A 14,513-nucleotide genomic window follows, 5' to 3' on the forward strand; every position below is an offset into this window, starting at 1 on the left:
CCGGAGGTCGCGCAGCGTATCGACGCTGAGCTGGCGCGCCAGCAGCGCGGTCTGGAAATGATCGCTTCGGAGAACCACACTGCGCAAGCAATCATGCAGGCGCAGGGTTCGGTACTGACCAACAAGTATGCCGAGGGCTACCCGGGCCGCCGCTATTACGGCGGTTGCGAGGAAGTTGATGTCATCGAGACGCTGGCGATCGAGCGGCTCAAGGACCTGTTCGGGGCGAAGTTCGCCAACGTGCAGCCGCATTCCGGTGCGCAGGCCAACGCGTCGGTGTACCACGCGCTGGTTCGTCCGGGCGATACCGTGCTGGGGCTGAACCTGAACCACGGTGGCCACCTGACCCACGGGATGAAGCTGAACTTCTCGGGCCGCTTGTTCAACATCGTTCCTTACGGTGTGGACGAGGAAACCTATGAAGTGGACATGGACGAGGTGGAGCGCCTTGCCATCGAGAACCAGCCGAAGATGATTGTTGCTGGCTGGTCGGCGTATCCGCGCCAGCTGGATTTCCAGCGCTTCCGCGAGATCGCTGACAAGGTTGGCGCGTACCTGTTCGTGGATATGGCGCACTTCGCTGGCCTGGTGGCAACCGGGTTGCATCCTTCGCCGGTCCCGCACGCTCACGTGGTGACTTCCACGACGCATAAGACGCTTGCTGGTCCTCGTGGCGGCATTATTCTCTCGAATGATGCGGAGATTGCGAAGAAGCTGAACTCGGCGGTGTTCCCTGGCCAGCAGGGTGGTCCGTTGGAGCACGTGATTGCTGGCAAGGCGGTGGCGTTCAAGATTGCCGCTTCGCCGGAGTTCAAGGAGCGCCAGGAGCGGACCTTGGCTGGTGCGCGTATTTTGGCTGAGCGTTTGACCCAGGAAGATGTTGTTGCCAAGGGCATCAGCGTTTTGACTGGTGGCACGGATGTTCACATGGTGCTCGTTGACTTGCGTAATAGCGAGTTGGATGGGCAGCAGGGTGAGGATCTTTTGGCGCAGGTGGAGATCACGGTGAACCGCAATTCGGTGCCGTTTGATCCTCGTCCGCCGATGGTGACTTCGGGGTTGCGTATTGGTACCCCGGCGTTGGCTACCCGTGGTTTCTCGGAGGCTGCGTTTGCTGAGGTTGCGGAGATCATTGCGCAGGCGTTGATTGCTGGTGCTGAGGGTAATGCGGCGGTGTTGCCGGAGCTGAAGGATCGTGTTCTGCAGCTTGCCGCGGCCCACCCGCTGTACCCGAACCTGAAGAAGATTGGAGAATAGCCATGGCTGATCTGCTGCCTGAGCACCCGGAATTCCTCTGGGCCAACCCGGAACCGAAGAAGTCCTACGACGCAGTGATCGTCGGAGGCGGCGGCCACGGCCTGGCTACCGCCTACTTCCTGGCCAAGAACCACGGCATCACCAACGTCGCCGTCCTGGAAAAGGGCTGGCTGGCCGGCGGGAACATGGCCCGCAACACCACCATCATCCGCTCCAACTACCTCTGGGACGAGTCGGCGGGCATCTACGAGAAGTCGCTGAAGCTGTGGGAGCAGCTGCCCGAGGACCTGGAATACGACTTCCTGTTCTCCCAGCGCGGCGTGATGAACCTGGCCCACACCCTGGGCGACGTGCGCGAATCCGTGCGCCGCGTGGAAGCGAACAAGCTCAACGGCGTGGATGCCGAATGGCTGGACCCTTCCCAGGTCAAGGAAGCCTGCCCGATCATCAACATCGGCGATGACATCCGCTACCCGGTCATGGGCGCGACCTGGCAGCCGCGTGCCGGCATCGCCAAGCACGACCACGTGGCCTGGGCCTTCGCCCGCAAGGCCAACGAGCTGGGCGTGGATATCATCCAGAACTGCGAAGTCACCGGCTTCATCAAGGACGGCGAGAAGGTCACCGGCGTGAAGACCACCCGCGGCACCATCCACGCGGGCAAGGTCGCACTGGCTGGGGCAGGGCACTCCTCGGTGCTGGCCGAAATGGCCGGCTTCGAACTGCCGATCCAGTCCCACCCGCTGCAGGCACTGGTCTCCGAGCTGTTCGAACCGGTGCACCCGACGGTGGTCATGTCCAACCACATCCACGTCTACGTCTCCCAGGCCCACAAGGGGGAGCTGGTCATGGGCGCGGGCATCGACAACTACAACGGCTACGGCCAGCGCGGCGCCTTCCATGTCATCCAGGAGCAGATGGCCGCGGCCGTGGAGCTGTTCCCGATCTTCGCCCGGGCGCATGTGCTGCGCACCTGGGGCGGCATCGTGGACACCACCATGGACGCCTCGCCGATCATCTCCAAGACCCCGATCCAGAACCTGTACGTGAACTGCGGCTGGGGCACCGGCGGATTCAAGGGCACCCCGGGTGCCGGATTCACCCTGGCGCACACCATCGCCAACGACGAGCCGCACGAGCTGAACAAGCCGTTCAGCCTGGATCGCTTCGAAACCGGCCACCTGATCGACGAGCACGGCGCAGCAGCCGTCGCACACTAGGAGCAACCGCCATGATGCTGATTGATTGCCCGAACTGCGGGCCACGCAATGAGAACGAATTCAAGTACGGGGGAGAAGCCCACGTGGCCTACCCGGCGGACCCGAGCGCCCTGAGCGACAAGGAATGGTCCCGCTACCTGTTCTACCGGCAGAACAAGAAGGGCATCTTCGCCGAACGCTGGGTCCACGCCGGCGGCTGCCGCAAGTGGTTCAACGCCCTGCGCGACACCGTCACCTACGAGTTCAAGGCCATCTACCAGGCCAGCGAACCACGCCCCGAACTGAGCACCACCGACATCCGCAGCGCCGAAGGAGGCACCCGATGAGCAAGCCGCAACGCCTGCCTGCAGCGCAGAGCACCCGCGCCCGCATCAACCGCGAGGAACCACTGGCCCTGTCCATTGGCGGCGCGCAGCTCTCCGCTTTCCGCGGCGCCACCGTGGCCAGCGCCATGCTGGCCAACGGGCTGCGCAAGGCCGGCAACTCGCTGTACCTGGACCGCCCGCGCGGCATCTTCGCCGCCGGGGTCGAGGAACCCAACGCGCTGGTCACCGTCGGCGCCCGGCATGAGCAGGACATCGACGAGTCGATGCTGCCGGCCACCACCGTTGCGGTCACCGACGGGCTGGACGCCACCTTGCTGTCGGGCCTGGGCGTGCTGGACCCGGCCACCGATCCGGCCTACTACGACCACGTGCACGTGCACACCGACGTGCTGGTGGTCGGCGCCGGTCCGGCCGGCCTGGCCGCGGCCCGCGAAGCCTCGCGCTCCGGGGCCCGGGTGATGCTGCTCGACGAGCGCGCCGAGGCCGGGGGCACCTTGCTGGACACCGCCGGGGAGCAGATCGACGGCCTGGACAGCAGCCAGTGGATCGAGCAGGTCACCGGCGAACTGGCCGAAGCAGAAGAAACCACCCACCTGCAGCGCACCACCGTCTTCGGGTCCTACGACGCGAACTACCTGATCGCCGCGCAGCGCCGCACCGTGCACCTGGACGGCCCGTCGCAGCCCGGGGTATCCCGCGAGCGCATCTGGCATATCCGCGCCCAGCAGGTGGTGCTGGCCACCGGCGCCCACGAGCGCCCGATCGTCTTCGAGAACAACGACCGCCCGGGCATCATGCTCGCCGGCGCGGTGCGCAGCTACCTGAACCGCTACGGCGTGCGCGCCGGGCAGAAGATCGCCGTGGCCACCACCAACGACTCGGCCTACGAGCTGGTAGCCGAACTGGCGGCCAGCGGCGGGGTGGTTGCCGTGATCGACGCCCGGCAGAACATTTCGGCCGCCGCCGCGGCCGCCGTGGCCGAGGGAGTCACCGTGATCCCGGGTTCGGTGGTGGTGGATACCGAAGCGGATGCCGCCGGCGAGCTGTCGGCCATCGTGGTCGCAACGCTCGACGAGCACCGCGAACTGGGGGCCACCCAGCGCTTAGAAGCCGATGTGCTGGCCGTGGCCGGCGGCTTCAACCCGGTGGTGCACCTGCACTCCCAGCGCCAGGGCAAGCTGGACTGGGATACCACCATCCACGCCTTCGTCCCGGCCGCCGCGGTGGCCAACCAGCACCTGGCCGGCGCGGTGACCGGGCGCCTGGATACCGCCAGCGCCCTGTCCACCGGGGCCGCCACCGGCGCCGCGGCTGCCACCGCGGCAGGATTCGCCACCGTGGCCCGCACCCCGCAGGCGTTGGAGACCGCGCTGGGCCAGACCCGTCCGGTCTGGCTGGTGCCATCGGCCAAGGGCGATGACGCCGCGAACTACACGGCCCACTTCGTGGACCTGCAGCGCGACCAGTCCGTGGCCGACGTGCTGCGCGCCACCGGCGCGGGCATGAAGTCGGTGGAGCACATCAAGCGGTACACCTCGATCTCCACCGCCAACGACCAGGGCAAGACCTCCGGGGTGGCGGCGATCGGCGTGATCGCCGCGGTGCTGGGCATCGAGAACCCGGCGCAGATCGGCACCACCACCTTCCGCGCCCCCTACACCCCTGTGGCCTTCGCGGCCCTGGCCGGGCGCAACCGCGGGCAGCAGCTGGATGCGGCGCGCATCACCGCGATGCACTCCTGGCACCTGGCCCACGGCGCGGCCTTCGAGGACGTCGGGCAGTGGAAGCGCCCCTGGTACTACCCGCAGCCGGGGGAAACCATGGACCAGGCGGTCTACCGCGAGTCCGCCGCGGTGCGCGCTTCGGTGGGCATGCTCGATGCGAGCACGCTGGGCAAGATCGAGATCCGCGGGGCGGATGCGGCCGAGTTCCTGAACCGCATCTACACCAACGGCTACACCAAGCTGAAGGTCGGCATGGGCCGCTACGGCGTGATGTGCAAGGCCGACGGCATGATCTTCGACGACGGGGTAGCCCTGCGCCTGGCGCAGGACCGCTTCTTGCTGCACACCACCACCGGCGGCGCGGGAGACGTGCTGGACTGGCTGGAGGAGTGGCTGCAGACCGAATGGCCCGAGCTGGATGTCGTGTGCACCTCGGTCACCGAGCAGCTGGCCACCGTCGCGGTGGTTGGGCCGAAGTCGCGCGAGGTGATCGCCAAGGTCGCCTCCACCGTGGACGTGTCCAACGAGGGCTTCAAGTTCATGGCCTTCAAGGACGTGGTGCTGGATTCCGGGATCGAAGCGCGCATCTCGCGCATTTCCTTCTCCGGGGAGCTGGCCTTCGAGATCGCGGTGCCGGCTTGGCACGGGCTGCGCGTCTGGGAAGACGTGTACGCCGCCGGCCAGGAATACGGCATCACCCCGTACGGCACCGAAACCATGCACGTGCTGCGCGCCGAGAAGGGCTTCATCATCGTCGGGCAGGACACCGACGGCACGGTGACCCCGCAGGATGCCGGCATGGAATGGGTGGTCTCCAAGGTCAAGGACTTCATCGGCAACCGCTCCTACTCCCGGGCGGACAACCTCCGGGAGGACCGCAAGCACCTGGTCTCGGTGCTGCCGGTGGACAAGTCCCTGCGGCTGCCCGAGGGTGCCGCGCTGGTGGCCGCCGACGCGATGGCCACCGAGGGCATCACCCCGATGGAAGGCTGGGTCACCAGCTTCTACGACTCGCCGGCGCTGGGACGCACCTTCGGCCTGGCGCTGATCAAGAACGGGCGCAGCCGCATTGGCGAAGTGCTCAAGACCCCGGTGGGCGGCCAGCTGGTCGACGTCGAAGTCTGTGAAACCGTGCTCTACGACCCGGAAGGAAGCCGTCGCGATGGCTAGCAACACCATGATTGACAGCGAAGTACGCCGTTCCCCGGCCCAGCACCTGGCCCAGGAAATGGAAGCGGCCAGCATCGCCGGCCGCGTGGGCCTGCGCGAAATCGCCTTCGCCACCCAGATCTCGCTGCGCTGCGCGCCGGGCAGTCCGGCGCATGCGGCGGTGGCCGCGGCCACCGGAGTGGGCTTGCCCGCCGCGGTGGGCCAGGTGGCCGGCGAGGCGCCGGGTACCGCGGTGCTGTGGCTGGCGCCGGATGAGTTCCTGGCCACCAGTGCGGAGAACGCCGAGCTGGCCGGGGCGCTGACCGCGGCCCTGGGCGAGCAGCCCGGGCAGGTGGTGGACCTCTCGGCCAACCGCAGCGTGCTGGAACTTTCCGGCCCGGATGCGCCGCTGGTGCTGCGCAAGAGCTGCCCGGCGGACCTGCACCCGCGCGCCTTCGGCGTGAACCAGGCGATCAGCACCTCGCTGGCGAATATTCCGGTGCTGCTGTGGCGCACCGGCGAGCAGAGCTGGCGGATCATGCCGCGTGCCTCGTTCACCGAGCACGCCGTGCGCTGGCTGCTCGATGCCATGGCAGAGTTCGCCGCGCCAGCGGTGCCATAGCCCGGCCTTGCGCGGTGCGCGCAGCGCACGGTGATCCTGCGCTAGCTGCCCTCGTCGATGGCCCGGTAGCGCTGCTGGGCATCAACCGATTCGACCGCGTCGAGATCCCGCAGCGCTGCGGCCACCTGCTCGCTGCCCTCGCCAATAATCTGGCCCAGGGCAGCGAGCACCTGCTTAACCTGCAGTCCGCGGGCTTGCAGCTGGTCAACGATGGATTCGGGGGCCACGGTGGCCACCACGGTGACCACGTAGATGTGCACCTGGACGTCGCACATCCTAGTGGCCTTCCGCCCCGGCCGGGGCTTGGGCCAGCCCGGCACCGGCATCCTCAGCAGGCAGCGCGGCATCGCGGGAGGTGGACAGGAGCTTGTCCCACAGCTCTTGGGCACGCAGCCCGGTGGATTCGGCCAGCAGCGCCGCCACGCCGGCCACATGCGGGGTGGCCATGGAGGTGCCGCTGATCGTGTTGTAGCGTTTTTCTCCCGGCCAAGCAGAATAGATGTCCACGCCGGGGCCGGCGATATCCACTGCGCCGCCCTGGGCATCCAGCGCCTGTGCCGAGAAGTCGGCGACGGCCAGGTGCGGATCCACGGCGGCCACCGCCATGATGTAGGGGCTGTTGGCCGGGGCGCCGACGAACCCCGGGTTCCCGGCGGAGCGCTGCGCGTTGTTGCCGGCGGCGGCCACGATCAGCGAACCCAGCTCCAGGGCGCGCCGGCCCGCGGTGACATAGGGCGGGTGCACGGTTCTCACGTCGGCACCCAGGGACATCGAGATGACCTCGCACTTGTTTTCCAATGCCCAGTTGATTCCGGCCAGGATCGTGGAGTCGGAACCCGATCCGTTGCTGCCCAGCACCTTTCCGGCGAAGATATTGGCCTCGGAGGCGACCCCGTAGCCCGGTCCCTGCTGCGGGTCGCGCGGACCGCAGGCGGTGCCGATGCAGTGGGTGCCATGCCCATGGCCGTCGTTGGCGTCCTCGCCATCGACAAAGGACTTGGCATCCACGGTGCGGCCGGCGAAATCCGGGTGCGCGCTGTCGAAGCCGGTATCCAGCACAGCCACGTTGATTCCCTTGCCCGTGTAGCTGGACAGCTCTGCGCCCACCGCTTGCAGGCCCCAGGTGAATTCCGCGGTGTCCGCGAACGGGGACTGGCCCGGGGCCTTGGCGGCATCGGGCAGAATCCGGTAGACCAGTTCCGGCACCACCGAGGCCGGCAGCCGATGCCCGGCGCAGCGCTGGCGGAAGTCCTCCAGCTGCTCGGTGCCGCTGGAGACCACCGCGATGCCCAGCATCGGGAAGTATTCGCTGGTGGAGTAGCCCTGTTCGGCCAGCAGCTGGGGCAGTTCGGTGTCGCGTTGGACTTGGGCCAGGCCAGGGGCGCCGGCAGCTGGCTGGTCGAAGACGAGCACGTAGCGGCCCGGGACTTCAGCGGCTTCGGTGCTTTGGTGGCGGGAAGTATGCATGGCTGGCTCCTTAGCTGGTTTTCCGGCATACGCCGGTGCGTGCTTGGCGAGTTACTTCGCACCCTACCCGCTGCGCCAGACGTTTAGCCCGGGGCGGTGAGGACTTTGCGCAAACTCCCATTCCCGGCTTCGCAAGCTTTTTATCGCAGATCAGCTTGCTTCTGGGCGCACAAGCTACAAGGGTGTAAAGCAGAAGGACAACAATGCAAGGAAGGTTGGAGACGATGACCCAGAAAATCGACGACTCGGACTCCGCGGAGTCCAACAGCGAGCTGCCCAGGCCGCTGGACGCGGAGCCGGAGGCATCCCCGCATACTGCGCCGATTCCGGTGCATATGCATATTGCAGAAAATGACACCGACGCGCAGATCACCGCGAAGCTGCGCCGGCAGGGCGTGCGCCTGGGCAAGGGCGGGATCGCTCCGGCGGTCTTCTGGCCGGCGCTGGTCGTGATCCTCGCGGTGGCCGTGTTCGCCATCGTGCTGCCGGATACCGCAAGCACTACGTTCAACGCGATGCAGAACTGGATCGTGACGAACCTGGGCTGGTACTACATGCTGATCATCGGCGGCTTCGTGGCTTTGGTGATCGTCATCGGCTTCTCCAAGCTGGGCCGGATCACCCTGGGCAATGACGGGGAGAAGCCAGAATTCGGGCTGTTCAGCTGGTTCGCGATGCTCTTCGCCGCCGGCATGGGCATCGGCCTGGTCTTCTACGGAGTGGGCGAACCGCTGATGTACGCCACCGTCGACCCGAAGCCCGGATGGGAAGGCACCGAAGGGGAACTGGCGGGCCTGGCCATGGCCCAGACCTTCATCCACTGGGGCTTGCATCCGTGGGCCATCTACGCAGTCATCGGCTTGGCCCTGGCTTATGCGATCCACCGCCGCGGCCGCCCGGTCTCCATCCGATGGGCGCTGGAACCGGTGCTCGGGGAGCGGGTCAAGGGCTGGCTGGGCGATGTGATCGACGTGCTGGCCATCTTCGGCACGGTCTTCGGCATCGCGACCTCGCTGGGCCTGGGCGTGCAGCAGATCAGCTCGGGACTGCAATCCATCGGGCTGGTGGATTCGGTGGACAACACGCTGCTGGTCATCCTCATCGTCGTGATCACGTTCCTGGCCACCATGAGCGTGGTCAGCGGCCTGGGCGCAGGCATCAAATGGCTCTCGAACATCAACCTGTCCATGGCCGGGCTGCTGATGATCAGCGTGCTGCTGCTGGGCCCAACGCTGTTCCTCTTCCAGAACTTCGTGCAGTCCCTGGGCGTGTACCTGGCCAATTGGATGAACATGACCTTCGACGTCGGCGCCTTCCAGCAGAGTGAGGAAGCGCAGACCTGGTTCTCCAGCTGGACGGTCTTCTACTGGGGCTGGTGGATCGCATGGGCCCCGTTCGTGGGCATCTTCATCGCCCGCATTTCGCGCGGCCGCACCGTGCGCCAGTTCGTCCTGGGTGTGCTGCTGGTGCCGACCATCGTCGGTTTCCTCTGGTTCTCTGTGATGGGCGGCGCGGGGCTGTACCGCCAGTTCTTCGGAGCGGGGGACATGGTCCAGGACGGGGCGGTTTCCGCCGAGGGCTCGCTGTTCCAGATCCTGCAGGACCTGCCATTGGGCTCGATCCTCTCGGTGATGGCAATCATCCTGGTGGCGATCTTCTTCATCACCTCCTCGGACTCCGGGTCGCTGGTGGTGGACATGCTGGCTTCCGGCGGGCACCCGAACCCGCCGACCTGGTCCCGCGTGCTGTGGGCGGTGCTCGAGGGCTTGCTCGCCGCGGCGCTGCTGATGGCTGGCGGATTGCAGGCGCTGCAGGCCGGTTCGCTGGCCACGGCGCTGCCCTTCAGCATCATCATGATCATGATGGCGGTGGCGACCATCAAGGGGCTGCGCCACGAGAGCAAGACGCTGGAGATCATCGAGGCCAAGCTCCGCCTCGAGCGGGTCACCGAGCACGTCTCCGACGAGCTGTGGGCCACGCTCGAAGACCAGCCGGAGCTGCGCCGCTACGTCGATGACCGCATCGACTACCGGGTGACGCGCACCCGGGGTGCCTTTGGCCGCCGCGAGGAGAACGCAGACCGGGGGCGCCGGAAGAAGGACGGCGAGCGGTAGCAGCCGCCGGGGCAGGCGGATGACTGACAGCCGGGGGGGTGGCCGCAGGCAGCGGCCCGCTCGCCGGTTTCTCCTTTTCCCGGCAGTGAACTGGCCAGAGGTTGCCAAGCTGGCCATGGGGTGTGAGGATCAAAGTACATCGTCGTTGAGCAGTGGGGTGCAGCATGGAATCGATCGTTGTCCTTGGGGGCGGCCTGGCCGCCGCGAGCGTTGTTGGCGAACTGCGCGAGCTCGGCTACACCGGGGCGCTGAGCTTGGTCAGCGAGGAAACGCAGCTGCCCTATGAGCGCCCGCCGCTGTCCAAGGGGTTCTTGCAGGGCAAGGAGGAACCGGCGGATTTCACCGTCCATGACGCGTCCTGGTACGCAAGCCATGATGTCGCATTGCGCCTGGGCGTCGCAGCCACCAGCATCGAAACCGCCAAGCGGCAGGTGCTGCTGGCCGATGGCAGCGTACTGGACTACGACCAGCTGGTGCTGGCCACCGGTTCGCGGGCCAGCCTGGGCGGCCGAACCCCGATACCCGGTTACGACCTGCCCGCAGTGCACGTGCTGCGCACCTTGGACGATGCGAAGTCCCTGCGTGCAGAACTGGTCGAGGGCGCCCAGGTGGCGGTGGTGGGTTCGGGTTGGATCGGCATGGAAGTGGCGGCAGCCGCCCGCCAGCGCGGGGCACGGGTGACTGTCTACTCGCCCTCCGAGGTCCCGTTGGCCAAGGTGTTCGGCGAACGGCTTGGAAATCACCTCTTGGAGCTGCACCAGTCCCATGGCGTGGATGTGCGCACTGCACGGGTGCACGGCATCGAAGAAGCCGACGGGCACCTGCAGGTGCTTTCCGATGCGGGCTCCTCGCGTGCCGACCTGGTGCTGCTGGCCGTGGGTGCGCAGCCGAATGTGCAGCTGGCCGAGACTGCCGGGCTGGACGTGGACTCCGGCGTCGTGGTGGATGCCTCGCTGCGCAGCAGCGACGCGCGGATACTAGCCGTGGGGGACATTGCCCAGGCCTTCAACACCGCATTGCACAGGCAGCTGCGCGTCGAGCACTGGGATAACGCGATTCGCCAAGGCAAGCTGGCCGCGGCCACGCTGGCCGGGGAGGAAAGGTCCTATGACTGGCTGCCCTACTTCTTCACCGACCAATTCGATCTCGGGATGGAATATGTCGGCCATGGTTCGCCCGGGGATACGACGGTGGTGCGCGGGGATATGGAATCCGGGGAGTTCTTGATGTTCTGGCAGGACGGATCGGAAATCACCGCTGCGGCGAACGTGAACATCTGGGATTCCAATGACACCCTGCGCGGGCTGGTGGGCCGGGAGATCGACGCTGACCGGCTCAGCGATCCGGCCATAGCGCTCAAGGATTTGTGAACTGCAGTTCCTTCGACCGGAACTGCCAATAAGGGAAGCGGGTAGAGCTGATGAGCACTATGGTCATGGGCGTGGAATCGGGCATGTCCCCGGCGGTCTTGGCGGCGGCCGGTGCCCTGGCACGCGGGCTGGATGCACGATTGGTGTGCATCCACGCTGATTCCGGACGCCTGATTGCCGACAAGCTGTCCGAGGGCGACCTGCTGGCTTCGGCCAGCCCGGTTTCCGAGGAGCTCGCCTGGGAAATCACTTCGGTGATTACCGGCGTCGAGCTCGAGAGCTACACCGTGGCCGGCGCCCCTGCCAAGGTGCTGGCTGCGGTAGCCGAGCAGCTCGATGCGCAGATGATCGTCGTCGGCACCCGCCGTCCGGGGATCCGCAGCAAGATGGCCCAGCTGATGGACGGGTCGATCGCCGTGGCGCTGGCCCACAAGCAGCATCGTCCGGTGCTGGTGATCCCGCAGCAGCCTGCACAAGAGAACGAACTGCCCTGGGACTAGCTGGCTGGCTTCATCTCGAAGTACAAGTCCAGATGCAATTTGCAGCCGGGATTGAACAGGGCCTGGCAGTTCGGGCAGGAACTGGCATCGAGGTACTTCGCCGGGCTCAGCTGCGTGCTGCAGACCCCGCAGAGCACGGCGGGTTCATCGAACCGGTCCGCCGGCCACGGCGTTGCCTCGTGATCGGCCAGTTCGCCATGGCAGAGGTGGCAGGGGTAGAAGGTGGCGCAGCAGTCGTGCTTCAGTGCGATCACATCGAACAAGGAGTGGTAGTGGGCGCAACGGGTTTGCGCATCCATGCGCACGCCTCGCAACGCCACCTGGTGCACGGGGTTTTCCCAAGCCATCATCCTCGACCTTTCATGCAGCCGCCGCTGCGTGTGCAGAAATGCACGCTGAATGTGCAGAAACTGCATCCCACTATGCCTCGTTTCGCCTATCTTTCGCGATGTGATCTAGGCCATACTCGCTGATGAGGCCGGTTCCAAAGGGGGTACTGGCGTGGGCGGAAGGAACGCACAGTGGCAAGCGAAACGTCATCGAAGGCCGAGCGCAAGGGATTGCGCCGGGTCGTAGCAGCCTCCATGGCTGGCACCGTCGTCGAATGGTATGAATTCTTCCTCTACGCGACCGCGGCAACCCTGGTCTTCAACAAGATCTTCTTCCCGGATACCGGCAACGATCTGGATAACATCATCAAGGCCTTCCTGACCTACGCGGTCGGTTTCATTGCCCGCCCCATCGGCGGCATCGTCTTCGGCCACTTCGGCGACAAGTACGGACGCAAGCACCTGCTGCAGGTGGCGATCGTGCTGGTCGGCGCAACCACCTTCCTGATGGGCTGCCTGCCCACCTTCGACTCCATCGGCTATGCCGCACCGATCCTGCTGATCGTGCTGCGCTTCGCCCAGGGCTTCGCCGTGGGCGGGGAATGGGGAGGCGCGGTGCTGCTGGTGGCCGAGCACGCGCCGAACAAGGAACGCGGCTTCTGGTCCTCCTGGCCGCAGGCCGCAGTGCCGGTGGGCAACCTGCTGGCCACCGTGGTGCTGCTGGTGCTCTCGGCAACGCTGAGCGAAGCGGCCTTCCTGGCGTGGGGCTGGCGCATCGGCTTCTGGCTCTCGGTGGTGATCGTGGTCGTCGGCTACTACATCCGCACCCGCGTTTCCGATGCCCCGATCTTCAAGGAGGCCAAGGCTGAGCTGGAGCAGAACGCGGCTGCCGGCTACGGCGTGGGCGAAGTCTTCAAGCGCTACCCGCGCGGGGTGTTCACCGCCATGGGCCTGCGCTTCGGCGAGAACATCATGTACTACATGGTGGTGACCTTCTCCATCACCTACATGGCCACCCAGCTGGACATGGACACCTCCACGATCCTTGGCCTGATGCTCATTGCCCACGTGATCCACGCGATCCTGGTGCCGATCGTCGGCCGTTTCACCGACACCCTCGGCCGCCGCCCGGTCTACGCCACCGGCGTGGTGCTCATGGCCGTCTGGGGCGTGGCGGCCTTCCCGCTGTTCAATACCGCCAACGATGCGGTCATCCTGGCCACCATCGTGCTGGGCTTGGGTGTGCACGCGCTGATGTACGCCGGGCAGCCGGCCATCATGGCCGAGATGTTCCCGACCCGCATGCGCTACTCGGGCGTTTCGCTGGGCTACCAGGTCACCTCGATCGTGGCCGGGTCCATGGCCCCGATCATCGCCACCTTCCTGCTCAAAGTCTACGGATCCTGGGTTCCGGTGGCCGGCTACATCGTGTTCGCCGCCCTGGTCACCCTGGTGGCGGTGTTCTTCATGAAGGAAACCAAGGGGCTGGACCTCGGCGAGATCGACGAGGCGGACCGGCTGGCAGTGAACGGCGAAAATGCCGCCCGCGATGAACTGAAGATGCAGAAGTAAGCCGCAAGATCCAGCACGACGCCGAAGGCCAGCTCCACGGACGGGGCTGGCCTTGGGCGTGTTCGGTGGCCTGCGGGCGGGCCATCGGCTTGCGCCGCCGTTGCCGATCTGCGAGTCTGGCAGCCAAGAAGGATGGGGTTCGGTGGAAATCACTGTCCCCAGCATGATGCGATTGCGGGGTGCACGGGCAGATGGGAATCGAGTACCTGTTGGCGTTCCTGTTCGGTATTGGCTTCGTTGCCGCTTGCGCTTCATACGGGCGGCGCCGGAGCAGCAAGAAGAATAATGAAAAGTAGCCAAGTTTGCCGTCGGGGCTCTGGATGAAGCGGTGCAGGCTGCATATCTTCGGTGCCAGCGGCAGTGGCACCACGACCCTCGCGCGCGCCGTGGCCGATGCCTGGTCCGTGCCGCATGCCGATAGCGACGACTACTTCTGGGTTCCCACCGATCCTCCATACCGCCAGCAGCGTGCGCCGGCTGCCCGAACCATGCTCATGAACCAGGTCTTCGTTCCGCGCAAAGCCTGGGTACTGTCCGGATCAGTGCAGGGATGGGGAGAAGAAGTCCTGTCGCAATGCGATGCCTTCGTTTTCCTGACGCTGGATCCCCAAGTGCGCCTGCGCCGTCTTGCAGAACGCGAGAAGCAGCGCCTGAGCGGGCAATCCCTGGAACTCGGAGCCCTGGAACAATTCATGGCGTGGGCAGCTGGCTACGATGACCCGGACTTCAGCGGACGCAGCCGCGCCCGCCATGAGGCCTGGCTGGAGAACGAAGTCCGTCCGGTGCTCCGGCTGGACAGCGCCCGATCAGTGGCGCAGCTGCTGCAAGCCATCGTGGACTGGGAATCCGCCGGGCCACGGTGA

At 66.2% G+C, this 14,513-nt stretch carries 13 protein-coding genes; 10 read left to right on the forward strand and 3 right to left on the reverse strand.

All coding sequences use genetic code 11. From position 1 onward, the window contains the following. The 5 genes from glyA to ACNPM8_RS00400 form a co-directional block, all read left to right on the forward strand. On the forward strand, positions 1-1,257 hold a 1,257-nt coding region (gene glyA / locus ACNPM8_RS00380), incomplete at its 5' end, for a serine hydroxymethyltransferase (protein ID WP_448939019.1). A gap of 2 nt (positions 1,258-1,259) precedes the next feature. After that, a complete protein-coding gene (locus tag ACNPM8_RS00385) occupies positions 1,260-2,477 on the forward strand; it encodes a sarcosine oxidase subunit beta family protein (protein ID WP_359192659.1) in 1,218 nt (405 codons plus the stop codon). Positions 2,478-2,488: 11 nt separating this feature from the next. After that, a complete protein-coding gene (locus ACNPM8_RS00390; protein ID WP_133834912.1) occupies positions 2,489-2,803 on the forward strand; it encodes a sarcosine oxidase subunit delta in 315 nt (104 codons plus the stop codon). Beyond that, positions 2,800-5,697 (forward strand): sarcosine oxidase subunit alpha family protein, encoded by a 2,898-nt coding sequence (locus tag ACNPM8_RS00395; RefSeq protein WP_448939020.1) that lies wholly within the window; start codon positions 2,800-2,802, stop codon positions 5,695-5,697. The genes ACNPM8_RS00390 and ACNPM8_RS00395 overlap by 4 nt, the downstream gene beginning before the upstream one ends. Next, the gene (locus tag ACNPM8_RS00400; protein WP_133834910.1) at positions 5,690-6,298 is read left to right on the forward strand and encodes a sarcosine oxidase subunit gamma; all 609 of its coding nucleotides are present in this window, start codon (positions 5,690-5,692) and stop codon (positions 6,296-6,298) included. The genes ACNPM8_RS00395 and ACNPM8_RS00400 overlap by 8 nt, the downstream gene beginning before the upstream one ends. A 41-nt stretch (positions 6,299-6,339) precedes the next feature. Here the strand turns inward: ACNPM8_RS00400 and ACNPM8_RS00405 are convergent, their stop codons facing one another. Beyond that, on the reverse strand, positions 6,340-6,573 hold the full coding sequence (locus tag ACNPM8_RS00405) for a hypothetical protein (protein WP_426733596.1): 234 nt from the start codon (positions 6,571-6,573) through the stop codon (positions 6,340-6,342). 1 nt (position 6,574) lies between these two features. After that, positions 6,575-7,765: a S8 family serine peptidase gene (locus tag ACNPM8_RS00410; RefSeq protein ID WP_448938858.1), complete on the reverse strand. Its 1,191-nt coding sequence runs from the start codon at positions 7,763-7,765 to the stop codon at positions 6,575-6,577. Between the two features lie 224 nt (positions 7,766-7,989). Here ACNPM8_RS00410 and ACNPM8_RS00415 point away from each other — a divergent pair, with 224 nt between their 5' ends. The 3 genes from ACNPM8_RS00415 to ACNPM8_RS00425 all read left to right on the forward strand — a co-directional run bounded on the left by ACNPM8_RS00415 (position 7,990) and on the right by ACNPM8_RS00425 (position 11,749). Beyond that, positions 7,990-9,879: a BCCT family transporter gene (locus ACNPM8_RS00415; RefSeq protein WP_388025288.1), complete on the forward strand. Its 1,890-nt coding sequence runs from the start codon at positions 7,990-7,992 to the stop codon at positions 9,877-9,879. A gap of 164 nt (positions 9,880-10,043) precedes the next feature. Continuing rightward, positions 10,044-11,249 (forward strand): NAD(P)/FAD-dependent oxidoreductase, encoded by a 1,206-nt coding sequence (locus tag ACNPM8_RS00420; protein ID WP_448939021.1) that lies wholly within the window; start codon positions 10,044-10,046, stop codon positions 11,247-11,249. A gap of 50 nt (positions 11,250-11,299) precedes the next feature. Next, a complete protein-coding gene (locus tag ACNPM8_RS00425; RefSeq protein ID WP_448939022.1) occupies positions 11,300-11,749 on the forward strand; it encodes a universal stress protein in 450 nt (149 codons plus the stop codon). Here the strand turns inward: ACNPM8_RS00425 and ACNPM8_RS00430 are convergent. Next, positions 11,746-12,096: a CHY zinc finger protein gene (locus tag ACNPM8_RS00430; protein WP_286172321.1), complete on the reverse strand. Its 351-nt coding sequence runs from the start codon at positions 12,094-12,096 to the stop codon at positions 11,746-11,748. The two genes, ACNPM8_RS00425 and ACNPM8_RS00430, sit on opposite strands and share 4 nt — an antisense overlap. A gap of 174 nt (positions 12,097-12,270) precedes the next feature. Here ACNPM8_RS00430 and ACNPM8_RS00435 point away from each other — a divergent pair, with 174 nt between their 5' ends. Together ACNPM8_RS00435 and ACNPM8_RS00440 are read left to right on the forward strand one after the other, a co-directional pair. Beyond that, entirely contained in the window at positions 12,271-13,650 is a 1,380-nt protein-coding gene (locus ACNPM8_RS00435; protein ID WP_133834904.1) for an MFS transporter, read from the forward strand. A 320-nt stretch (positions 13,651-13,970) separates the two neighbouring features. Beyond that, entirely contained in the window at positions 13,971-14,513 is a 543-nt protein-coding gene (locus ACNPM8_RS00440; protein WP_448939023.1) for a hypothetical protein, read from the forward strand.

This window comes from Glutamicibacter sp. AGC46 (assembly GCF_053543715.1).